The 22934-nt window shown below is 64.5% G+C and carries 16 protein-coding genes and 2 pseudogenes; 5 read left to right on the top strand and 13 right to left on the bottom strand.

The annotated features are described in order from the left end of the window. Positions 1-36: 36 nt before the first annotated feature. From Q4543_RS13285 to Q4543_RS13300, 4 genes are all read right to left on the bottom strand, one after another. The gene (locus Q4543_RS13285; protein WP_303438968.1) at positions 37-1335 is read right to left on the bottom strand and encodes a flagellin; all 1299 of its coding nucleotides are present in this window, start codon (positions 1333-1335) and stop codon (positions 37-39) included. A gap of 255 nt (positions 1336-1590) precedes the next feature. Then, the gene (locus Q4543_RS13290) at positions 1591-3762 is read right to left on the bottom strand and encodes an RNA degradosome polyphosphate kinase (protein ID WP_303438969.1); all 2172 of its coding nucleotides are present in this window, start codon (positions 3760-3762) and stop codon (positions 1591-1593) included. Between the two features lie 67 nt (positions 3763-3829). Then, positions 3830-4531: a chromosomal replication initiator DnaA gene (locus Q4543_RS13295; RefSeq protein WP_303438970.1), complete on the bottom strand. Its 702-nt coding sequence runs from the start codon at positions 4529-4531 to the stop codon at positions 3830-3832. An 8-nt stretch (positions 4532-4539) separates the two neighbouring features. Beyond that, a complete protein-coding gene (locus Q4543_RS13300) occupies positions 4540-5607 on the bottom strand; it encodes an AI-2E family transporter (protein WP_216005465.1) in 1068 nt (355 codons plus the stop codon). A 201-nt stretch (positions 5608-5808) separates the two neighbouring features. Between Q4543_RS13300 and proS the strand changes: the two genes are divergently transcribed. Beyond that, a complete protein-coding gene (gene proS, locus Q4543_RS13305) occupies positions 5809-7155 on the top strand; it encodes a proline--tRNA ligase (RefSeq protein ID WP_303438971.1) in 1347 nt (448 codons plus the stop codon). A 97-nt stretch (positions 7156-7252) separates the two neighbouring features. Next, positions 7253-7759 carry a DUF2937 family protein gene (locus Q4543_RS13310; RefSeq protein WP_303438972.1) on the top strand — a complete coding sequence of 169 codons (507 nt, stop codon included), beginning with the start codon at positions 7253-7255 and terminating at the stop codon, positions 7757-7759. 123 nt (positions 7760-7882) lie between these two features. Here the strand turns inward: Q4543_RS13310 and glmM are convergent, their stop codons facing one another. From glmM to Q4543_RS13345, 7 genes are all read right to left on the bottom strand, one after another. Then, complete coding sequence (gene glmM / locus Q4543_RS13315; RefSeq protein WP_303438973.1) at positions 7883-9226, bottom strand: phosphoglucosamine mutase; 1344 nt, start codon at positions 9224-9226, stop codon at positions 7883-7885. After that, entirely contained in the window at positions 9216-10226 is a 1011-nt protein-coding gene (folP, locus tag Q4543_RS13320; RefSeq protein ID WP_303438974.1) for a dihydropteroate synthase, read from the bottom strand. Before folP ends, glmM begins: the two co-directional genes overlap by 11 nt. Positions 10227-10283: 57 nt before the next feature. Further along, positions 10284-11195 (bottom strand): dihydroneopterin aldolase, encoded by a 912-nt coding sequence (locus Q4543_RS13325; protein WP_303438975.1) that lies wholly within the window; start codon positions 11193-11195, stop codon positions 10284-10286. Positions 11196-11290: 95 nt separating this feature from the next. Continuing rightward, a complete protein-coding gene (locus tag Q4543_RS13330) occupies positions 11291-11926 on the bottom strand; it encodes a cell wall hydrolase (protein WP_216005471.1) in 636 nt (211 codons plus the stop codon). A gap of 164 nt (positions 11927-12090) precedes the next feature. After that, entirely contained in the window at positions 12091-14658 is a 2568-nt protein-coding gene (locus Q4543_RS13335) for a putative PEP-binding protein (RefSeq protein ID WP_303438976.1), read from the bottom strand. 173 nt (positions 14659-14831) lie between these two features. Next, positions 14832-16904, bottom strand: coding sequence for a glycine--tRNA ligase subunit beta (gene glyS, locus Q4543_RS13340; RefSeq protein WP_303438977.1), 2073 nt, complete (start codon positions 16902-16904; stop codon positions 14832-14834). 78 nt (positions 16905-16982) lie between these two features. Then, positions 16983-17840, bottom strand: coding sequence for a DUF1206 domain-containing protein (locus Q4543_RS13345; protein WP_303438978.1), 858 nt, complete (start codon positions 17838-17840; stop codon positions 16983-16985). A gap of 304 nt (positions 17841-18144) precedes the next feature. On the opposite strand from Q4543_RS13345, the gene Q4543_RS13350 reads away from it, so the two are divergent. Further along, positions 18145-18531, top strand: a complete 387-nt coding sequence (locus tag Q4543_RS13350; RefSeq protein ID WP_303438979.1) for a hypothetical protein — start codon at positions 18145-18147, stop codon at positions 18529-18531. A 140-nt stretch (positions 18532-18671) separates the two neighbouring features. On the opposite strand, the gene Q4543_RS13355 is transcribed toward Q4543_RS13350, so the two are convergent. Together Q4543_RS13355 and Q4543_RS13360 are read right to left on the bottom strand one after the other, a co-directional pair. Next, positions 18672-20543, bottom strand: a complete 1872-nt coding sequence (locus tag Q4543_RS13355; RefSeq protein WP_303438980.1) for an FG-GAP-like repeat-containing protein — start codon at positions 20541-20543, stop codon at positions 18672-18674. 855 nt (positions 20544-21398) lie between these two features. Next, positions 21399-21644, bottom strand: a pseudogene (locus Q4543_RS13360) (integrase core domain-containing protein); the annotation flags it as partial. Positions 21645-21711: 67 nt separating this feature from the next. Here Q4543_RS13360 and Q4543_RS13365 point away from each other — a divergent pair. Both Q4543_RS13365 and Q4543_RS13370 read left to right on the top strand, forming a co-directional pair. Then, positions 21712-22751: pseudogene (locus Q4543_RS13365) on the top strand (IS5 family transposase). A gap of 80 nt (positions 22752-22831) precedes the next feature. Beyond that, a partial coding sequence (locus tag Q4543_RS13370; protein ID WP_303438981.1) for a transposase occupies positions 22832-22934 on the top strand: 103 nt, incomplete at its 3' end.

Here is a 22934-nt window from a genome sequence, read left to right on the forward strand (position 1 = left end):
TGAAGGGTTCCCTGCGGGTCGATGATTTAGGGGCGATCAGCGGAACAGGCTCAGAATGTTCGACGGGGCGCTGTTGGCGATCGCCAGCGCCTGCGCGGCAAGCTGTTGCTGCACCTGCAAGGCCTGAAGCCGGGCCGAGGCCTGTTCGAGATTGGCATCGACCAATGTGCCGATGCCACTCCTCATCGCGTCGACCAGCGTGTCGTTGAAGGCGCTCTGCGTGGCAAGGCGGTTCTGCGCCGAACCGAACCCGGCGGCTGCCGAGATCGACACCTCAATCAGGGAGTCGAGGTTGCTGAGCGCAAGTCCGGCGCCAGCCTCGCTTGTCACATCAAGGCCTGCGAGCAGTTCCAGCCCGCCGCCGATGGTGTTGCCCGCATCGGCGCTGAGCGAGGTCAGCGACACGGCGATCTGATCGGCGGCGCTGGTCACAGAACTGGTCAGGTTCAGCGACCGGCCCGAGGCGGTGATGCTCAGCACATTGCGCTCGATGCCCTTGCTGGTGGCATAGCCGGTGAAGCGGCTGGCGAGCGCGCGCATCACGTCGCTGGCGGTGTCACCGTCGCGCGCCACGTAGGAGATTTCCGAGGCCGCCATTTCGCTCTGGGTCTGGCTGGCGGCGGCGCTGGTGCGCAGATCGGCCTGAGCAAACCCGGAGCCATCGGCATCTGTGCCGAAAACATTGAGCGAAAACGCCTGTCCGGCCACCACGCTGACGGCAGAGGCATCAATGGTGGCGGTCTTCGTCGCGCCGACGGTGGCGCTGGCAACGCTGTTGGAAAACGTGCCCCCGGTGGCGGAAACCGCGCTGGCCCCGGTGCCCAGATCCTGCCGCGCCACATGGATATCGACCTCGCGCACCCCGGCGGCGTCGCGTTGCAGAAAGCCAAGAATGGCCTCGCGGCCCGATCCAACGGTGGTATCGGTGTTGGTCAGCAGATCCAGACCGTTGAACTGGGCCATCTCGACCACCACGCCGATCTGCTCGCGCAGCGCATCGATATTGGACTGGATCTTGGTACGATCGACATTCTGTTCCTGTGCGGCGATGACCTTGCCCTTGATGTCGGTCAGCAGCTCGGTGATGGTCTCGGTGGCGGAGCGCGCCACCGCCACGGTTGCGCTGCCAAGCGCGAGGCTGGCCGAGATCTTGGCATAGCCCGCCACGTCGGCTTCCATCCGCGTTGCGATCGCCCAGACGGCGGCATTGTCCTCTGATCCCGAAACCTTGCGCCCGGTCGATAGCTCTGCCTGAACGGTCGAGATTTCGCTGGTGATCGACTTGAGTGTTTGCAGCGCGACCGACGCGCCGCTGTTGGTAAGCAAACTGGACATGGGCCCCGCCTTGTCTGACCGGCGCATTTCGCGCAGAGCTGGCCCCCTGTTCATGAGCCGTCCTGTCCGACTCATTCGGCCGGAAACGCGCCCTGCCGACATGCCATCGACCACACGTGCCACCTGTCCTCAGGCGCGAGATCAGCCTCGCAAGGCCAGCTTACCCGCAACTTAAGCGTTCACGGTATCAAGGTGCTGATTCTATGGCCGGAATATGTCGGCGACCCGTGCGCGGATCGCCGCATTTTCGTGGCCTCAGTCGTCGTGGGTGAGCGAGGGCACGTCCTTGGCCCCGGCAGAGCCGCGCCCAGAAAGCGACGGGTTCTCCATGAAAAACCGGTGGCAGGAGAACAGCGGCGCACCTTCGGGCACCGGGTGGCGCAGGAAGGTGCCATCCGGTTCCATCACCCAGCTTTGTGCGGTGTCGGCAAGGTTCGCGGCCATGATCTGGCTGACGATCTGCGCCTTGACCGTGGCGTTCATGATCTCGACCCCGGTTTCGACCCGCCGGTTGAGATTGCGCCCCATCCAGTCGGCAGACGAGATGAACACCCGCGATTTCGCATGCGGCAGGCCGTGACCGTTGCCAAAGCAGGCGATGCGCGAATGTTCCAGAAACCGCCCGATGATCGATTTGACGCGGATGTTGTCCGACAGGCCCTTGATGCCCGGCTTCAGCCCGCAGATGCCGCGGATCACGCAATCGATCTTTACCCCGGCCTGACTGGCGGCATAGAGCGCGTCGATCATGTTCGGCTCGATCAGCGAGTTCATCTTGATCCAGATCCGCGCGGGTCGGCCCTGCCGCGCGTGTTCGGCTTCGGCGGCGATCAGTTCCAGCATGCGCGGCTTGAGCGCACTGGGAGAGATCACCACGTTCTCCATCCCCTCGGGGCGGGCATAGCCGCTGAGGTAGTTAAAGACCTTGGCCGCATCGCGCCCCAGCGCCGCATCGCAGGTAAAGAACGACAGGTCGGTGTAGATCTTGGCGGTGATCGGGTGATAGTTGCCGGTGCCCCAATGGGTGTAGGTCACCAGCCGGTCGCCCTCGCGGCGCACCACCTGACTGATCTTGGCGTGGGTCTTCCAGTCGAGAAAGCCGTAGACCACATGCGCGCCCGAGCGTTCCAGTCGGCGTGACTGGCGAATGTTGGCGGCCTCGTCGAAACGGGCCTTGAGCTCGACCAGCGCGGTGACGGATTTGCCTTCCTCGGCGGCCTCGCACAGCGCGGCCACGATGGGCGAATTGTGCGATGTGCGGTAGAGGGTCTGCTTGATCGCCACCACATTGGGGTCCAGCGCCGCCTGATTGAGAAAGCGCACCACCATGTCGAAAGTTTCGTAAGGGTGGTGCAGCAGCATGTCCTTTTGCGCGATGGCCGCGAACATGTCGCCGTCGTGATCCTGCACCCGTTCCGGCACGCGGGGGGTAAAGGTTGGCCACAGCAGGTCGGGGCGGGCATCCAGAACCAGCTCCTTGAGGTCGGCGATGCCGATCATGCCGTCCAGCTCGATCACCTCGTCGTCCTGCACATGCAATTCGCGCTGAAGTGCGCGGCGCTGGGTTTCAGAGGTTCCGGCGGTAATGGTCAGGCGCACCACCTCGCCCCGGCGGCGCCGTTTCAGCGCCACCTCGAATTCACGGACCAGATCCTCGGCTTCTTCCTCGACTTCCAGATCGCTGTCGCGCAGCACGCGGAAGCCGAAATGTTCTTTCACCCGGTAGCCGGGGAACAGGCTTTCGATGTGCAGCAGCAGCACGTCTTCAAGATAGATGAACCGGAACTGCCCGTCGTCAGAGGGCAGGCGCATGAACCGGTCGATCTGATGCGGGATCGGCAGCAGGGCCGAGCGCACCCGGCGGTCGCGCTTGCGCTCTAGCTGGATGGCAAGGCAAAAGCCCATGTTGGCGATGAAGGGAAACGGGTGCGCCGGGTCGATCGCCAGCGGCGAGAGCACCGGGAACACCTGCGTCAGGAACTGCTCTTCAAGATGGGTGCGGTCGGCATCGGTCAGCTCGTGCAGGCGCACGATGTCGATGCCCTGTTCGGCCAGCTCGGCTTCGAGCTGGTGCAGCACCTTTTGCTGATGCATCATCAGCGCGCGCGCGATCTCGTTGATCTTGACCAGCTGCTGCGCCGGGCTCAGCCCGTCGGCGGCGGGATTGGTGTTGCCAGCATGGGCGAGTTCGCGCAGGCCAGCGACGCGTACGGTGTAGAACTCGTCAAGGTTGGTGGCCGAGATCGACAGGAACCGTAGCCGTTCCAGCAGCGGCACGCGCGGGTTCTCGGCTTCTTCCAGCACACGCCAGTTGAAGCCCAGCCAGCTGAGTTCACGATTGTAAAACCGCTCGGGGCCGGTGATGTCCATCTCGGGCATTTCGGTGGCGGGCGGGATGGGGGCGGTGAGGAAATCTGCGATGTTCATGGAACCGCTTATGTCTTAGAAATTGCAACAGGAACGTGACGGATCATGCGCGTTGCGAGCGGCAGGGTCAATCGTCTGCGCCCGGCAGGCCGGTCATCCGTACCAGCACGTCGCGGGCAAGGGCGCGGGTGATGCCCTTGGGCCGTCCCATCGCCTGTGAATCCAGCGCATCGACCAGAGCCAGCGCGCTTGAAAAACTGCGCGGCATATGGCGCACCAGATAGGGGATGACCTCGGGCGCGGGCAGGCAGCCGCGATCATTCAGGGTCTTGGCAATGACCGCGCTCAGCAGGTTGTCGTCGGGATCGGGCAGGGTGGCGGTCTGGCTCGCCTCCATCCGGCTGCGCAGGTCGGGCAGGGTCAGCCCCCAGCCGCGCGGCGGCGCCGAGGCGGTCAGTAGCAAGGCACGCCCTTCGGCCAGCGCAAGGTTGTGCAGGTGGAACAGCGCCTCTTCGGCGGGGCGCATACCGGCGATGCGGTCGGCATCCTCGACGCAGACGGGGCGGCGCACAAGGGCGGGGATATCCGCGCCGGGCAAATCGGCGGCGGGGATGATGGTGGCGCCGGTCTCTTTGGCCCAGACGTGGGCCAGATGGGTCTTGCCCGCGCCGCGCGGCCCGACAAGGATCATCTTGCCATTGGGCCATCCCGCCCAGTCATCCAGCAGTGCCAGCGCCAGCCCGTTCGAGCGCGAGACATAATAATCCTCGCGCCCCAGTGCTTCGCGCACGGGAAGGGGAAGGGTAAGCTGGCGCGGCGGCGGTTGCATGGGCTGGGTCACTGGTCCGGGTCGCTGGAAAGGCCGGTATATAGACGGCTCGATCGGTACTGGTCTACCACGAAACGCATGATGACCCCCAGCGCCGCGGCCAGCGGCACCGCCACCAACATCCCGATGAAGCCGAACAGCGAGCCGAACACCGACAGCGCAAGGATCAGCCACACCGGGTGCAACCCGACAGATTCTCCGACCAGCTTGGGCGTCAGGAAATTGCCTTCGAGAAACTGGCCAATGAAGAAAATCCCCGCTACCGCGGCGATCCACACCCAGTCTCCCCAGAACTGGAACAGCGCCAGCCCGATGGCCAGCGCGCCGCCGACAATGGCCCCGACATAGGGAATGAAGGTCAGCAGCCCTGCGACCACACCCACCACGAGGCCAAAATTCAGCCCCACCGCCCAGAGCGCCACCGCGTAATAGCAGCCCAGAATCAGGCAAACCGAGCCCATGCCGCGCAGGAACCCGGCCAGCGTGTCATCGACGTCGCTGGCGATGCGGCGGATCACCGGCGCATGATCGCGCGGCAGCAGCTCGTCGACGCGGGCGACCATGTTGTCCCAGTCCAGCAGCATGTAGACCGCCACCACCGGCACGATGACGAACAGCATCAGGATGTTGATCACCGAGGCCGCAGAGCTGAGCACGGTATTGATCAGCTCGCCGCCGCGCTCCTTGACGGTGTCGCCCAGCGACACCAGTGTTTCGCGCACCGGGTTTCCCTCGGTCATCATCTCGGGGAAATGCGTGGTCAGAAAGGTTTGCAGGTTGCGGAACAGCTGCGGCGCGGTGTCGACCAGCTGCGTCGTCTGCTTGACCAGCGCCGGCACCACCGCCAGCGCCAGAATGACGAAGATCAGGATCGCGGCAACGGTGATCGTCGCGGTGGCCCCGGCACGGCTCAGCCCTGCGCGTTCCAGCCGGTCGGCCACCGGGTCGAGGAAATAGGCGATGGCGCTGCCCAGCACAAAGGGCAGCAGCACGTCGCCAAGGAACCACAGGATCACCGCCAGCACGATGGCGGCGATGCCCCAGTATTTCAGTTGCATCCTGACGGGCAGGGCCATGTCGCGCCTCGTTGAGTAGGTCCTGACCCTACATCGCGATTTGCGGGGCAGGTTGCAAGGGCGCTGGCCGGGCGCGGCCATAGGCTGCTTGCGTCAATGGTCTGATCTTGCCGGGGTCTGCAAGCGCTGCCCCCTTGCCTGAACGCGGCCTTTGGCATACCCCGACGCGGACCCCTGAATTCAGTTTGAGGCCCGCACCCCATGCGCCTATCCCGCTACTTTCTGCCCGTCCTGAAGGAAACGCCCGCCGAGGCGCAGATCGTTTCCCACCGCTACATGCTGCGCGCTGGCATGATCAAGCAGGCGAGCGCCGGAATTTATTCCTGGCTGCCGCTCGGCTTCAAGGTGCTGCGCAAGATCGAGGACATCATCCATCAGGAACAGGCGCGCGCCGGGCATATCCCGATGCTGATGCCGACCATTCAGTCTGCGGATCTGTGGCGCGAGTCGGGCCGCTATGACGCTTACGGCGCCGAGATGCTGCGCATCACCGACCGGCACGACCGGGACATGCTGTTCACGCCCACCGCCGAAGAGCTGATCACCGACATCTTCCGCGCCAACGTGTCGTCCTACAAGGATCTGCCGCTGACGCTTTACCAGATCCAGTGGAAATTCCGCGACGAAATCCGCCCGCGCTTTGGCGTGATGCGGGGTCGTGAATTCTATATGAAGGACGGCTACAACTTCGATCTGACGAAAGAAGACGCGCTGCACGCCTACAACCGCCACCTCGTGAGCTACCTGCGCACCTATGAGCGCATGGGCCTTCAGGCGATTCCGATGCGCGCGGATTCCGGCCCGATCGGCGGCGAGGACACCCATGAATTCCTCGTGCTGGCCGAGACCGGCGAATCCGAGGTGTTCTACGATTCGCAGATCACCGATCTGAAATTCGGCGAGCGCGCCATCGATTTTGACAGCGTGGAACAGTGTCAGGCGGTGATGGAGGAATTCACCTCGCGCTACGCCCGCACCGATGAAACTCATGTGCAGGCGGAGTTCGAAGCGCAGGTTCCCGAGGAACGCCGCCGCACCGCGCGCGGCATCGAGGTCGGGCAGATCTTTTACTTCGGCACCAAATATTCCGACGCGCTGAACGCCACCGTCAATGACGGGCAGGGCAAGGATGTGGCGGTGCATATGGGCAGCCACGGCATCGGCGTGTCGCGCCTGCTGGGAGCGATCATCGAGGCAAGCCACGACGACAAGGGCATCATCTGGCACGAAGGCGTGACGCCGTTCCATTGCGGCATCGTCAATCTCAAGCAAGGCGATGACGAGGCGGATGCAGCTTGCGATGCGCTGCATTCGGCGCTTGTCGCGCTGGGGCTCGACCCGCTGTATGATGATCGCAAGGAACGCGCTGGCGCGAAATTCGCGACAATGGATCTGATCGGCCTGCCGTGGCGCATCACCGTCGGCCCGCGCGGGCTGAAGAATGGCGTGGTCGAGCTGACCTCGCGCCGCACCGGCGAGAGCGAAGAGCTGCCGCCCGAGGCCGCCGTGGCCAAGGTCGCGGCGATCTACGGTGTGTCTGCCGCCTGATCTGATGGATTGAGCCTGCACGGGGCCCGCTGACACGGCGGGCCCTTCTGCGCTATGATCGCGCCCAGAGACCCCGCCAGAGGGTCAGGAGGCAGAGATGATCACACGCGCATTTGCCATGATCGCCGGGATGACCGGGGCGGTCGGGCTGTCACAGTTTCCCGAATATTCGCAGCAATATACCCAGCGTCTTGGCGGCGCGGTCGATGAGCTGAGTGCCGTTGTCGCCCAGTTCGACCACGATGCGGCGGGGGTGGGGCTGGATCGCGGCGAAGCGCTGCGACAGCTTGCGACGGCGGGTGAATTTGGCGCGGCGCGGGCGGAGTCGATGCGCCAGACCATCGCGCGGCAGCAACGGCTGGCCGGGGATCTGGCGGCGCTGGACGGGGCGGGGCCTTTCATGCGGGCGCGGCTTGCGGGGCATCTGGGCGATCCGGACATTGCCGCGCGGGCCTGGCAGGCGTTTCGCCCGGCGCTGCCCGTCAGTTTCGAGGGCGTGACCTATGCTGCCGCCGGGTTCGGCGCGGGCTGGCTGGCGCTGGCACTTGTGGCGGGGTTGGCTCGCCGGATGTTGCGCCGCAGACCGCGGGTTGTGCGCGGGTGACAGGGCGGCTTGCCCGGAGGGTCGCGCCCCGGGTTGAGGGCAGAGGGAGGCCAGCCCCCCGCGCTGCGCGCCCCCCTCCCGGGATATTTATGGCCAGAAGAAGCCGGGGGTCGGCGCGGTTGATCAGACGGCGGCTTCGATTTCGGCGACGATGGTGTTGACCAGTTGCGTGAGCAGGGCGTCGTCTTCGCATTCCGCCATGACGCGGATCAGCGGCTCGGTGCCCGATTTGCGGATCAGCAGGCGGCCCTTGCCGACCAGCTGCGCCTCGGCATGTTTGATGGCGCTGTGCACCGAGGCTGCGTCTAGCGGTTTCTGCCCGGCAGTGAAGCGGACGTTTTTCAGTAGCTGCGGCACCGGATCGAAGCGACGTGCGAGCGCCGAGGCTGGCTGGCCGGTCTGGACCATTTCGGCGAGGAATTGCAGGCCCGCCAGCAGACCGTCGCCGGTGGTGGCGTAATCGGTCATCACGATATGGCCCGACTGTTCGCCGCCAAGGTTCCAGCCATTGGCACGCATCGCCTCGACCACGTAGCGATCGCCGACGCGGGTGCGTTCGAGCCGCAGGCCCTTGCCGCCGAGATAGCGTTCAAGCCCGAGGTTGGACATCACCGTGGCGACAAGCACGCCGTCCTTGAGACGGTCTTCGGCGGCCCAACGCGAGGCCATCAGCGCCATCAGCTGATCGCCGTCTGCGATGCTGCCGGTCTCGTCGATGAGGATGATGCGGTCGGCGTCGCCGTCAAGACAGATGCCGACATCCGCGCCATGGGCCACCACCGCCTCGGCGGCGGCGTGCGGTTTGGTCGAGCCGCAGTTGTCGTTGATGTTGCGCCCGTTCGGCGCGGTGCCGAGCGGGATCACCTCGGCGCCCAGTTCCCAAAGCACCTCGGGGGCGGTGCGATAGGCCGCGCCATTGGCGCAGTCGATCACCACTTTCATGCCTTCGAGGCTGAGCCCGTGCGGCAGCGAGCCCTTGATGCGCTCCTGATAGCGGAAGCGCCCGTCGTCGATGCGTTTGGCGCGACCAATGTTGCCGGCCTGCGCCGGGGCGACGCCGGCCAGAACCATCGCCTCGATCTCGGATTCAGCCTCGTCGGAGAGCTTGAACCCGTCGGGGCCGAAGAACTTGATGCCGTTGTCGTCGGCGGGGTTGTGACTGGCGGAAATCATGATGCCGAGGTCGGCGCGCATCGATGGCGTCAGCAGCCCCACCGCCGGGGTCGGCACCGGGCCGAGCAGCAGCACGTTCATCCCGGTCGAGGTCAGCCCCGCCGTCAGCGCGTTTTCGAACATGTAGCCTGACAGGCGGGTATCCTTGCCGATCACCACGCGGTGCACGCCGCCCGCTTCGCGGCGGAAATAGCGCCCGGCGGCAGCGCCGATGCGCAGCGCCATTTCGGCGGTCATCGGATGCAGGTTGGCGGTGCCGCGCACGCCGTCGGTGCCGAAAAGATCACGCGTCATGGGGGGCTCCTGTTTCTACGGCCTGCCAGAGCGCCAGCGCCTGACGGGTTTGCGCAACGTCGTGAACGCGCAGGATCTGCGCGCCTTGCGCCACGCCGGCAAGCGCCACGGCGATCGAGCCGGGGGCGCGCTGCGTTGGCTCGGGTGCATTGCCGATGCGTCCGATGAAGCCCTTGCGCGATACGCCAAGCAGGATCGGGCAGCCAAGCCCGTGCAGCAGTGACAGCCCGTTCAGCAGCGCAAGGTTGTGGGCCTGCGACTTGCCAAAGCCGATGCCGGGATCGACGATGATCTTGGCGCGGTCAAGCCCGTTTGCCAGCAGCATCTCGACCTGGGTTTCCAGAAAATCATAGACGTCGAGCAGCACGTTTTCATATTCCGGCGCGTCCTGCATGGTTTGCGGATCGCCCTTGGAGTGCATCACGCAGACCGGCAGCGCGTTGTCGATGCAATAGCGCGCCAGATCCGGATCGAAGGTCAGCCCGGACACGTCGTTGACCATCGAGGCCCCGGCGCGGATCGCGGCGCGTGCCACCGCCAGCTTGCGCGTGTCGATCGAGATCGGGACCCCGGCCAGCGCGCGGATCACCGGTTCGGTGCGGGCGACTTCTTCGCCGGTGCTGATCTCGGTGGCACCGGGGCGGGTGCTTTCACCGCCGATGTCCAGCAGGTCGGCGCCGTCCTGCATCAGCCGGCGGCCGCGCAGCGCCGCCTCGGGGGCGGATCTGTCACGACCGCCGTCGGAAAAGCTGTCGGGGGTGACGTTGAGAATCCCCATGATCTGCGGGCGATCCATACGCAGGCCCATCACCGTGCCGCGCGGCGCTGTCAGCCGGTCGCGGACCGGATCCGGCAGGGCGCTGGCGGGCAGGCGGGTGACGCTGCCGTCGCGTCGGTGGCGGGCGACATGGGTGAACCAACGCGGGCCGCCCGCAAGCGGCAGGGCATCGCTTGGGCGCGGGGCATCGGTACGGACGAGGGGTCGGAAATAGTCACGCATGGGCGCTCTTGTGCCCCCGGGCGCGGGCATTGGCAAGCGCCCGCCCGGCGCGATGTTTCAAAGCGTGACAACCCGCGCGGGCAGCGTGATCGCCTCGGGCAGAGGGGCGCCGATGGTGACCAGTTCGCAAGCGTCGATCTGCGCCGCGAACCAGCCCGCCAGCGCCACGCTGTCGGCTTGCTGCGAGGCCGGACCCTGCGTCGCGTCGAGCACGATCTTCGATGGAGCCCAGATGCAGATCTGCCCGTTCTTCATCGCCCAGTCGAGTTCGGTGCGGGTGGCGACCACCTTGCAGCGCGGATCGCGCGCCGCCAGCACCCAGCCGTTCTGTTCGATGGCCAGCAGGTCTATGCGCCGCTGCGCCAGCGGGTGGCTGGCGTGCGGGCGGGGCAGATCGGGCAGGCCGACGCAGAGGATCAGCGGCTCGGGCAGCGCCGCCAGCGCGTCGATTCGCGCCGTCAGACTGCCCGAGGCGATGGCCTCGTTCGACAGGTATACAAGGCGCGGATGCGGGCGCAGGCGGGCGACTTCGGCGAGGTGACGGCCATAATCGCTGCGCGCACGCACGATCTCGACCCCCAGCGCACCGGGGCCGCGATCAAGCTTTTCGATGCGCAGGAACACCCGCATTGCCTGCGGTTCAAGCAGGATGCGTTCCGCGATGCGCTCGGCCAGCGTTTCCAGCAGGTTGACCCGTTCGGCGTCCAGCTCGGTGCTGATCGCCTCGGTGACGCGGTCGTAGCTGAGAATGCGGTCGACATCATCGTCAAGCGGCCCGCCGGTGGGCGTGACCTCGACCACCACATCGAAGCGGATGCGCTGGGTGTGGCCGCGTTCGGCCTGAAAGGCGCCGATCTCGACCTCGCGCACATGCTCGCGCAGCGAGATGCGGTCGCGCGGCGCCGTGCCTTCGGTGGAAATCGCCCGTTCCGACGGGTGGGCAAAGGCAAGGCGGATCTCGTCGGCCATGGCGGGGGCTCCGGGTTGTGGTCCTTGCCGCGACCTTTAGCGCAGGCCGCGCGCGGGCGCGAGGCCCGGAGGCGGCATTTGACCGCCCACCTGCGTCAGTTGCTGCTGACGCGGTAGCCGGCGCGATAGAATTGATGATCGCCAATCGACGTGGTCTTGGTGAAGCTCTTGGCCCAGTAGGGGTTCACGGCGTGGGTGTGATAGAAGGTGGCGCCTTCGGTCAGGGCCCGCGGCGCACCGTCAAGCATCTGGCGGGCGATCTTGCCGGCCCTGTCCCAGGCCAACGGCTCGGAGATCGTCTCGGGCACACCATCGCAAGTAAAGGTGAACTGGCAGGCATGCTTGCGCCCGGTTCCCTGATTCACCACGCCGCAGACCGTGGCGGGGAAACGCGGCGAGTCGACACGGTTGAGGATCACCTCGGCCACCGCGAACTGCCCCTTGACGCTTTCACCGCGTGCCTCGAAATACAGCGCTTCGGCGAGGCATTCCCATTGCGAGCCGCCCTTGGCGACCGGCTGGCTTGACAGCCATTCCCGGTTGTATGAGATGGGGGTGATCGCCCCGCTTGCATCCAGCGCGAGCAGCGATCTGAGATGCGATGGCTTCGCGCTGCTCAGCCCTTTTTGTTCCAGATTCACCAAGTGGCGAAGATTATCCTGCTTCACTTCGGCAGCAGCAGGCTGGGCCGCGGCAAACGCAGCCAGCGCAAACATCGTTGCTTTGATCATCAGTCCCTCGTTACGTCCCGGTGCGGCTCCCCATAGCCGCCGTTCGTCCGGGGGGTGAGCTATTGAATTTGTTCCGTCGCGTCTACCCGCAGGGCGGCAGATCGGCGGATTTTGGCCAAAAGCTTTTGTTAAGATGATGTATTCATTAGATAAAATTCCCGCGACTACGAGATCTTGTCTCTGATCGCAAGCTGAGCGGCAGCCAGCCGGGCGACCGGAACCCGGAACGGAGAGCAGCTGACATAATCGATTCCGGCGCTTCGGCAGAAGGCAATCGATTCGGGATTGCCGCCATGTTCGCCGCAGACCGACAGCATAACGCCGCCATTCGCCCGCCGCCCGCGTTCGACCCCGATGCGAATCAATTCGCCCACACCCTCGGCATCGAGCCGATGGAACGGGTCTTCGGGAAAGACGCCCTGCTGCACGTAATGCGACATGAACCGCCCCGCATCGTCGCGGGACAACCCGTAGGTCATCTGCGTCAGGTCATTGGTGCCGAAGGACAGGAAATGCGCGTGCTGCGCGATTTCGTCGGCGCGCAGGCAGGCGCGGGGCGTTTCCACCATGACGCCAAGCGAGTAGTCGAAATCGCGCCCGCGCTCGTTGCGCACTGCCGAGGCGACGGCGTCGATGCGATTGCGCACCAGTTCGACCTCGCGGCAGGCCGAGACCAGCGGCAGCATGATTTCGGGCACCACCGGCGCGCCGATGCGGCTGGCATCCAGCGTCGCCTCGAAAATGGCGCGGGCCTGCATGTCGTAGATCTCGGGCACCGTAATGCCAAGCCGCACGCCGCGCATCCCCAGCATCGGGTTGTATTCCCCCATGCTTGCAACGCGGCGGGTCACCTCGGACACCGGGCGGTCGACCGCTTCGGCCAGCGCGCGCAGCCCGGCGCGATCATTGGGCAGGAATTCGTGCAGCGGCGGGTCGAACAGGCGGATGCAGACCGGCATGCCTTCCATGATGCGGAAAAGCTCGGTGAAATCCTTGCGCTGCATTGGCAACAGTCGCGCCAGCGCCGCCTCGCGGTCCTTGGGGCTGTCGGCAAAGATCATCTCGCGCATCGGGGTGATGCGGTCTTCTTCGAAGAACATGTGTTCGGTGCGGCACAGGCCGATGCCCTGCGCCATGAAGTTGCGCGCAGTGGCCGCGTCTTGCGGGGTGTCGGCGTTGGCGCGCACGCCGATGTCACGTTCCGCGTCGGCCCAGGACATAAAGACATGGAACACGTCGTCCAGCGCCGCCTCGATCATCTTTGGCGCGCCGGCTAGAACCTGCCCGGCGCTGCCATCGACGGTGATGATGTCGCCTTCGCGAAAGCGGCGGCCATCCTCGGCCAGCAACACCTTGTCATCGTGGCGGAATCCCATGCGCACCGCGCCCACCACGCAGGGCAGGCCGATGCCGCGCCCGATCACCGCCGCGTGGCTGGTCATGCCGCCGCGTTCGGTCAGAACCGCAGCGGAGCAATGCATGCCGCGCACATCCTCGGGCGAGGTTTCGCGCCGCACCAGTACGCAGGGTTCGCCTCGCGCCGCCGAGGCCTGCGCCTCGTTCGAACTGAACACGATCCGCCCGGTGGCGGCGCCGGGCGAGGCGGCAACCCCGCGCCCGATGAAATCGCGCTTCGCTTCGGGGTCGACCTGCCGGTGCAGCAATTCGGTCAGCGCGTGCGGTTCGACCCGCATCACCGCTTCCTGTCTGGAGATGATGCCGTCTTCGGCCAGCCGCACCGCAATGCGCAGCGCCGCGCGCGAGCTGCGCTTGACCCGCACCCCGTCGAGAATATGCACCTGCCCGTTCTCGATGGTGAATTCGATCTGCATTTCGGCGCGCAGCTTCTGGCGCATGAAGGCGGCGTATTCCTTCAGTTCCTGAAAGGCGGCTGGCTCCAGCTCTTCGAGCGAGGGGCCGCGCGGATCGCGCGCCAGATAAAGCGAGGCCGTGCCGTGCAGCGCTTCGCGCCCTTGGCTCTGGCTCAGGTAGCGGCCAGTCACCTGCGGTAGGCCGGTGTCGGAATCGACCAGTTGCAACACCCCCGAGCCGCATTCGCCGATGCCCAGCCCCAGCGCCATTTCCTGCACGATCAGCCCCAGGCCGGCATCGACCGGCGCGCCGCGCGCCTGGCGCAGCAACCGGGCGGTGGTGCCTTCCCATGCCCGCGCCATCGAGCGCAGCACCTCGGCCAGCTGGCGTTCGACGCATTGGGGAAACGGCTCTTCGGCCTCTTCCTCATACGCTTTGAGCGCGGCTGACAGCCCCTCTTGGCCGACGCAGCCGATGTCTTCGAACACATCGGGATCAAGCCGGGCGACATGGATGGCAAAGGCCATGACAAAGCGCTGATACAGCGCGCTGGCGGCTTCCTTGCCGATCTCGTCGCACAGGGCCACATAGGTCGCGTCGTTCATCCCGATGTTGAGCACCGAACCGGGGCCGCCCCAATCCATGTCTTCGGAGGAGTGGCGCACGCAAAGCAGCGCGCCTTCGGCAAAGCGCGACAGAATCGCGCTGATATCTGGCAGATCGCCCTGCGCGATGCGGTGCACCGTGTCAAAGCTGAGCGCAACGGTCCGGGGCACCGGCAGATCGAGCCGCACAAGCCGTTGAAGACACTTGGCCCGCCCGCCATGGGTCGGCACCGAAATCGGCGCCGATGACGTGATCAGCGTCACGTCGGGGTCGTGATCTTCGGGGCGAAGCGTATCGGGCACAAGGGCGTCCATCTGAAGTTTCTGCGTCGCAGCATAACCCGAAAACGGGTTTTTACACTATCACGTTTGGTAGCAAAGATGACGTTAATCCGCGTGGGCCTCGGGGGCAACAATGGTATACACGGCTGCCCCTGCCGAAGGTCGCTTTGCAACCTTCAGGCACCATTTGTGAAATCGGCTTCGCGTCAGCCTTCGAGCCGGGTCAGATCGGCGACCTGAAGGCACGTCGTGCGAATGCGCGACAGAAGGTTGAGCCGGTTGCGGCGCACCACCTGATTGTCGGAATTGACCTGCACGGCATCGAAAAACGCATCTATCGGCGCGCGCAAATTGGCCATGGATGACATGGCCTTGCCGAAATCCTCGGCCAGCATGGCGGGCTTGATGGTCGCATCGGCCGCATCGAGTGCCGTAAAAAGCGCCGTTTCCTCGTCGGTTTCGGCGAATTTCACGTCAGCGCCAAAGCTGTATTCAACGCCGTCCTTCTCCTCGGCCTGAGTGAGGATGTTGTTGGCCCGCTTGAACCCCTGCACGAGATTTGCGCCGTCTTCGGTGCTCAGCGTCTCGGACAGCGACCGCGCGCGCGCCACCACCAGGGACAGGTCATCGCTGCCGGGCATCGCCAGCACGGCGTCGATCACGTCATGGCGAATGCCTTCATCCTTGAGATGGACCTTGAGGCGGTCGTGGAAGAAGGAGAGGAGATCGTCGGCAGGGGCGTTCTCGCCATGTGCGGTGAATGCTTTGCCGAGCGTCGTCACAAGGCTGGCCTTCAGCCCATTCACCAGCACCAGCCGGATCACCCCCAGCGCGGCGCGGCGCAGGGCGAAGGGGTCTTTCGAGCCGGTCGGCTTTTCGTTGATGGCCCAGAACCCGGTCAACGTGTCGAGCTTGTCGGCCAGCGACACGGCGACCGAGACCGGCGCGGTGGGCACGTCGTCGGACGGGCCAAGGGGCGAGTAATGCTCTTGGCAGGCCGCCGCGACCTCGGTGGGCAGGCCCGCCGCGTCGGCGTAATAGCGGCCCATCAACCCCTGAAGTTCGGGGAATTCAAACACCATTTCCGAGGACAGGTCCGCCTTGGAGACCCGTGCCGCCTGTTCGGCGAGATCGGCATCGGCGCCGACCATCGGCGCGATCTCACGGGCGAGGGCGGCGATGCGCTCGATCCGGTCCTTCTGGCTCCCGAGCTTGTTGTGGAAGGTCACGTTCGACAGGCGATCCGTCCACGCCTCCAGCCCGTCGGTCTTGGCGACGCGCAGATCGTTTTCCCAGAAGAACCGCGCATCCGACAGGCGCGCCGACAGCACCTTGTTGTTGCCCGCAAGGATGGTCACGCCGTCATCGCTGGTCTCGATGTTGGCGACGGTCACAAAGCCTTCGATCCGGCCAGTGGCGGGGTTTTTCACCGAAAAGAACTTCTGATGCTCTTTCATCGAGGTTTGCAGCACCTCGGGCGGTAGGCCAAGGAAGGGCGCGCCGATCTTGCCCATCAGCACCACCGGCCATTCCACGAGGCCGGCGACCTCGGTCAGCAGGCCAGCATCTTCGACCACCTCGAGCCCTTGCGCAAAGGCGGCGGTGGTGGCGTCGTGCCAGATGGTATCGGCGCGCTCTCGCGCCGACAGGATCACCTTGGACCGCTTGAGCTTGGCCTCGTAATCATCAAAGCCAGAAACATCGAAGGCGCCATTGCCCATGAAACGGTGGCCCTGCGTACTGCGCCCGGCGGTGATGCCATCGACGCTTAGCGGTACGATTTCGCTGCCGCCTTCATCGCTGAGCAGGCACAGGATCGATTGCAGCGGGCGCACCCAGCGCAGGCTGCCCGCGCCCCAGCGCATGGATTTCGGCCAAGGGAAATTGCGGATGGTCTTTTCAAGCACCTCGGCAACGATCTCGGCGGCGGGGCGGCCCGGCTTTTCGATGATGGCGAACAGCACCGTGCCCTTCTTGTCGGTGCGCTCCTCGCATTGCTCGCGGCTCACGCCCGCGCCGCGCAAGAAGCCTTCGATGGCCTTCGCAGGGGCGTCGACCTTGGGGCCACGGCGTTCTTCGCGGATCGCCGGGGATGCCGCGAGCAGACCGGACACCGTCAGTGTCAGGCGGCGCGGCGTGGAAAAGGCGGCGGCACCGGCATAGGTCAGACCGGTCTCGGCCAGCCCATCGGTGACGAGCTTCTTGAGATCCTCGGCGGCACGGCCTTGCATACGCGCGGGGATTTCTTCGGAAAATAGTTCGATCAGAAGGTCGGGCATCGTCTCACCACAGCATTTGTTGCGGTGGTGGATAGCTGGATGAGCGGGCAGGGTAAAGCGCTTAGCCCGCCCGCAGGCTCATGCCGTCGCCTCGCGCAGCTTGCCTTCGGCTTTCAGCCTGGCGCGACGGGCAAAAGTCATCACATCCTCGCCCGAATGGCGCGGCACGATGCGGTAGCGGGCCTCGACAAGGTTTTCGATGCCAAAGCCGACGAGACCAGCGGCGATAATCCCCATCAGGATCGCGCCATAGGGGGAATCGCGCAGGGTCGAGAGCGCCTCGCCAACGCCGCCCGCCTCGCCGGGATTGTGGTTGAAACCGGCAAAGAAGATGAGCCCACCGATGATGGCGACAACGACACCTTCGGCGATAAATCCGGCCTTCATTGCCGGATTCAGCTTCTGCGTCAGATCGGTGACCCGGATATCGGCCTTGTAGGTTTCCGCGATGCCCTTGTAGCCATAATAGAAACCCGCGCCGATGGTTACGATCCCGACCACCATCACCAGATATGGCCCCCAAGGCATCGCCATCAGCTTTTGCGTGGCGGTCTGCGCGCCGCCGCCCTGCGAGCCGCCCCCCATCGCGGTGGCGGCGAGCGAGGCACCGATGGCACCGTGGATCAACCCGGTGATCGCCTGACCGGCGCGGGCGGCGAGGCCCTTGGCATCCGAGCCTTCGCACTCAAGATCCATGGCGGCGTCGATCAGCCGCCAGACCATATAGGCCATCATGCCAATGGCGATGGCCCAGAGCAGGGCAACGCCCCACGGCTCATCGCGCAGTGTCGAGAGCGCATCGGTGGTGCCTTGGGCCTGTCCTCCGTAGATGGCGGCGGACAGGGACAGCCCCCCGACGATGATGTAGACGGCGCCGCGCGCGGCGTAGCCAGCACGCATCACGGGCACGACCCAGGCGGGGGCTTTATCAGGCATCGAACCTCTCCTCTGTTCGAGTAAAAGCGCGATGGCACCGAATTGGTTCCCGATATCGGCGTTTCAGATGGCATGGCGCTGCGGGAGACGCCCGCCGACGCGCAGGTCAAAAGGTGATTTTAGGATGGATTTTTTGAGGATTTTCCCGCATAGCAAGACAGGCGGGGCCGTGTGACTTCTTCCGGCATTGCCCTGAGCGAACAGCGGGTGGGCGAACATGCACGGGTGCGATACCTGTAGAGCGCCGAAGAGAAACCTTCTTGGCATCGTCAAGAGCGCGCATGAATTTCTCGAAGCGGATCAGGTGCTGATCAACGATGTGACGTCAGACAGGCAATACGTGCTGATGCATATCGGTGCGCCGCTGCCACCGGAATTCGCACGCGAGATGCCGCTGAGCCATTCGATCTGTCAGCACACCGTCGGAATGGGCGTTCCGTTGAGCATCGAGAATGCCGCAGCGCATCCGTTGCTGCGCGATTGCCTTGCCATCCCCGACCTGAATATCGGAGCCTATCTCGGGCTGCCGTTCGGTGCGGGGTTCCCGACATTAACCATGAGTGCCGTCTCTCATTATCCCAGACTGTGGACCTCGCAGGACCGCGCCTGCATCAGCCGTGCCATCAGCGAGATAAAGGAAGGCCACGCCGCTGAAATCGCGGAGCTCTCCCGCCAGATCCGCAGGCGCTGAGGGATCCCCGTGCGGCGGGCCTTGGGGGGCCTGTCCGCAAGCGCCCGGCGAGGGCGCAGGGTCCGCGACGGGTTGGACGCAGCAGAAGGGCCGTGCGGGATGTCGCTTGTCCCGCACGGCCGGGTCTTGCGGCCCTCTTGTCAGAAGGCGAAATCATCCGCGTCGAGCCTTGCGTAAACGCCGCTTTCGCCCTCGATGCGGATATAGAACTCGTCGATCTCGGCAACGGTAAGCGCGACCGAGGTCAGCGTGGTCAACGCGTTCGGGTCGTAGCTGGCTGCGATCTCGGCGATCAGCGCGTCGGCGGTCGCGGCAGTGTCGACCCACAGCCGCGCGACATCGAAGCCCAGACTGGTGTCAAAGCCGTTCTCGACCACCACGACGCCGTCATCGGTGGTGCAGGATGCGGTCAGGTGGTCGTCACCGATCAGCGTGTCGCGCTCTGCCCCGTCAGAGGACTGGACCCACTTGAACTCGTCATCGTCGGCGCCGCCCACCAGCAGATCTTCGTCGCCGCCAAAGCACAGAAGCATGTCGTTCCCGGCCTGTCCGAACGCGATGTCATTGCCGGCGCCGGTGGACAAGCGGTCATCATCCGAGCCCCCCAGCATCTGGTCGTCGCCATTGCCACCGGTGAGCTTGTCGTTGCCGCTGCCGCCCTTCATCAGGTCGTCGCCGTTGCCGCCCTTCAGCTTGTCGTTGCCGCCGCCGCCGTCGAGCATGTCATTGCCCGAGTTGCCATTGAGGAAGTCGTTGCCAAGCTCGCCATAGAGCTTGTCATCGTTGCCCCGCCCGTCGATCGCATCGTTGCCATCGCGGCCGAACATGCAATCGACCGAGCCGCCCCCGCGCAGCATGTCGTCGGCGCCAGTGCCGTAGGTGACTCCTTCACAGACGGTCGAGGCCAGCAGCACGCCGAACCCGCCGCCGCCCCCGAGCGACGACACGATGTCGGTCAGCCCGTCGCCATTGACGTCGCCGAGCGAGATGCCGTTGAGATTCGAGAACGCCTGATCCGGCAGGACGTGCATCTTGTGAAACCCACCGTCGCCATCAGAGAGGTAGATCCTGAGGCCATTCGCCCCCTGAACACCCCCCGTGAGTATGTCATCGTAGCCATCGTCATTGACGTCACCCACGATCGCCCCGATGCCACGGCCGACAAAGGTGTCGATGGTGCGCGGGGTCCATGTCAGGTTGCCGCCCGCATCCTCGCCGCCGTCATAGACGATGACATTGGTTTGCAGGACGGAATTCACGGTTTCGATTTCAAGCGCGATCTGCTCGTAATAGCCATCGTGGTTCATGTCGGCGGCCGCCGGGCCGGCGTTTGATTCCACGAAGCCAAGCGTCGGGGTCGACGCGGCGATATTCCCCGACCACGCAGGGTTGCCGGACGCGTCGGTCTGGTTGATGTAAACCGCAAGTTTCGATGCCCCTGCGGCCTGCATGCCGATCAGGTCCAGCAAGCCATCACCGTTGAGATCGATGGCAGAGAACCCAAGTCCACGCGTATGACCCGAGACATCGGGGACGGGCGCCGCCCCTTGGGTGAAGTTGCCGTTGCCATCGCCATAGTGGATCTTGAACAGCCCGCCGTTGATGCCCTGCAGGATGTCGACGTGGCCATCGCCGTTAAAATCCTCGGCGGTGGTCTGCCAGGTATAGGTTCCGTCCTCTTGCGTGATCGGGGTGTAGTCGGTGCCGGTGTCCAACGACAGGGCCGTATACAGGCCACGGAAACGGATGCCGATGGCAAAATCGACCTCGCCATCTTCGTTGAAGTCGGCAGCGGCAGTGTCGTGAATGTTCGACGGCAAGGGGCCGATCGAGTCCTGCATCACGAGTTGGCCAAGCGTGGCGTCCCATTCCCAGATTTCGATGGTGCGGGCCGAATAATTCCCGACAAGCACATCGGCGTCACCGTCGCCATCATAGTCGAAAAAGTGGATGCCGGTGATGTTCGCCCCGGCGTTATAGGTCTGTAAATCGTATTCGTACTGGATAGACATGTCTTCCTCCCGTCTTGCGTTGGCGGTAGCTGAATCCCCGTGCCACCACTGCAATGTGTTAACCATAACGGTCGAAAACGGGCGTGCATTGACTCCCCTCATTGACGTAGGGGAGATTAACGATTGGGCCCACGCATAGCGGCGGCGCCTTGCGCGCTCATACGCCTTCGCTTTGGTTGGCCAGCTGCCCCTGACCGCGACCGGTTTCGAGCGGGCGGTGTGACCCTCTCCGGTTTCGCCGTTGCTTGTTTGTTCGGTCTAAAGCGAAACTGGGGCGGATCATGCTCTGCTACTTTGATGCCGGTCGGTCAGGCTGCGAGGAGGGGATGTGCTCGTACAAGCTTTGCCCGGATTGCCACGCCAATGCGCAGTTGGGCGAGCGCGGCCCCGCCCGACGAGGTCAGCTTCGCTTGTGCGAGCACGTAAGGCCACGGTTCACCATGTGTGTCGTATCGAGTGCAGTGACTGGCTGCCGTCAGTGTCTTTGCCAAGGATGTCGCGGCGGTGGCGGGTAAACCACTGCGGAAGCGCGCAGACGAAGCGCGTAGACCTTGCCGACAGAGGCTCTGATGGGCCATTCGGGGAAGGAAGACCCTCTCACTGTCAGGATGGGCAGCTAGACGCGTTCTGAAAAGGGCCTGAGCGCCCTCGGGGATCAGGACAGATTGAACCGCACCGGATTTGCCGGAGGCTGATTGCAGTTAGTTACGCGGCTCGTTCCTCAGTTTCCATAGCCACATAGAAATTGGCCTCTGCTTCTGTCGGCTGAATGTTTCCGATAGGCTCAAGCAGACGGCGGTTGTTGAACCAGTCCACCGGTAATCCCCCGTTTTTTCGGGGGCTTGGTCGTAGAATTTATGCGGCCATTTTCAGTTTCTGGACGGGTGTCATCCCGCCGTTGCCCATGTTGGGGCGTTCGTTGTTGTAGGACCAGAGAAACTCGGTGGCAATCTGCTGCACCTCGTCGATGGTTTTGAAGATGTGGAGGTCCAGCCATTCGTGCCTGACCGTTCGGTTGTAGCGCTCGACATAAGCGTTCTGCTGAGGATTTTCGGGCTGAATATGGGCCAGGACGATGCCCTTGTGCTCGGCCCATTCCATGGGCGTTGTTGCGCAACTCCGACGAACAAGGATTCACTTCGCGAATCCATACCGTTAGACGCGCCTGATGAGCAAACCATCACCCGCCCGCTACCGCACCACGAACTGGGCCAGCTACAACGCATCGTTGCGGAAGCGGGGGGCCCTGCTGATCCATTGCCCGGCAGGGCATTGCACAGCAATGTCCCGAGAGGGGATTAAGGTGCTGTTCAAGCTGCCGTTGCGCCAGACCGCAGGGATGGTGGCCAGCCTGCTGAAACTGGCGGGGCTGGACTGGCCGGTGCCCGACTTTTCCACCCTGTGCCGCAGGCAGAAGACGCTGGCCGTGCAGATCCCCTATCGCCGCTCCGACGGGCCGCTGAACCTGCTCGTGCCCTCTCGGGACATCACTTCGTGATGCCCTGCCGGGTGACAGACAGCACCGGGATCAAGTTCCTCGGCGACGGCGCCCTCTCATGGTTTGCAAGCAAACCATTGCCGGGTAATAAATGGCAGGCCCGCAAGCATGGGGTGCAGGGGCGGCGCCAATGGCGCAAGGTGCATCTGGCCATGGACCCGGCCACATCCGACATCCGCGCCGTGGAATTCACCCCAAGCCGCGACGGCCCCTCTCGGGACATTGCTGGCGCAATGCCCTGTCGGGCAAGCGACAGCCCTGTGCTGCCGGACCTGCTGGGACAGATCCCGACGGACGAGCAGATCGGCACGGTGACCGCCGATGGTGCCTATGACAGACGCCGCTGCCACACCGCCATCCTCGCGCGAGCAGCCAACCCAATCATTCCGATCCGCAAGAACGGGCGGCTGTGAAGACGATTGCCCGGCCGCGCGCGCCCAAAACGAAACACTGCGCGCAACCCGACATTATGGCAGGGCGTTCTGGAAGCGCTGGACCGGATACCACGCCCGCAGCCGCATCGAGGCGCCCCCTCTCGTGACATTGCTGCGCAATGCACTGCCGGTCAATGGATGCGCTGCCTCAAGGCCTTCGGTGAGCGCATCATGGCCAGAGATCCCGACCGCCAGACCGCCGAAATACACATCCGCATAGCCCTCATGAACCGCTTCAACGCCGGTGACCTGCCACGGGATTTTTTCTCCATTTGAAATTAGAGTCCGACCCAACGAAGGGACGGACAATGAAGCGAAGAACAGATCATCCACTGCCCGGCAGGCGCATTCGCAGAATGCTGCCGAGAGGGGGCATTTTGAGCGAACATGAGGCCGGCGCGAAGTGCGCTGATCTGTGCCGCAAGCACGGGATGTCGGAAGGCACCTTTTATGCCTGGA

Source organism: Salipiger sp. 1_MG-2023 (assembly GCF_030547555.1).
GTDB lineage: Bacteria > Pseudomonadota > Alphaproteobacteria > Rhodobacterales > Rhodobacteraceae > Salipiger.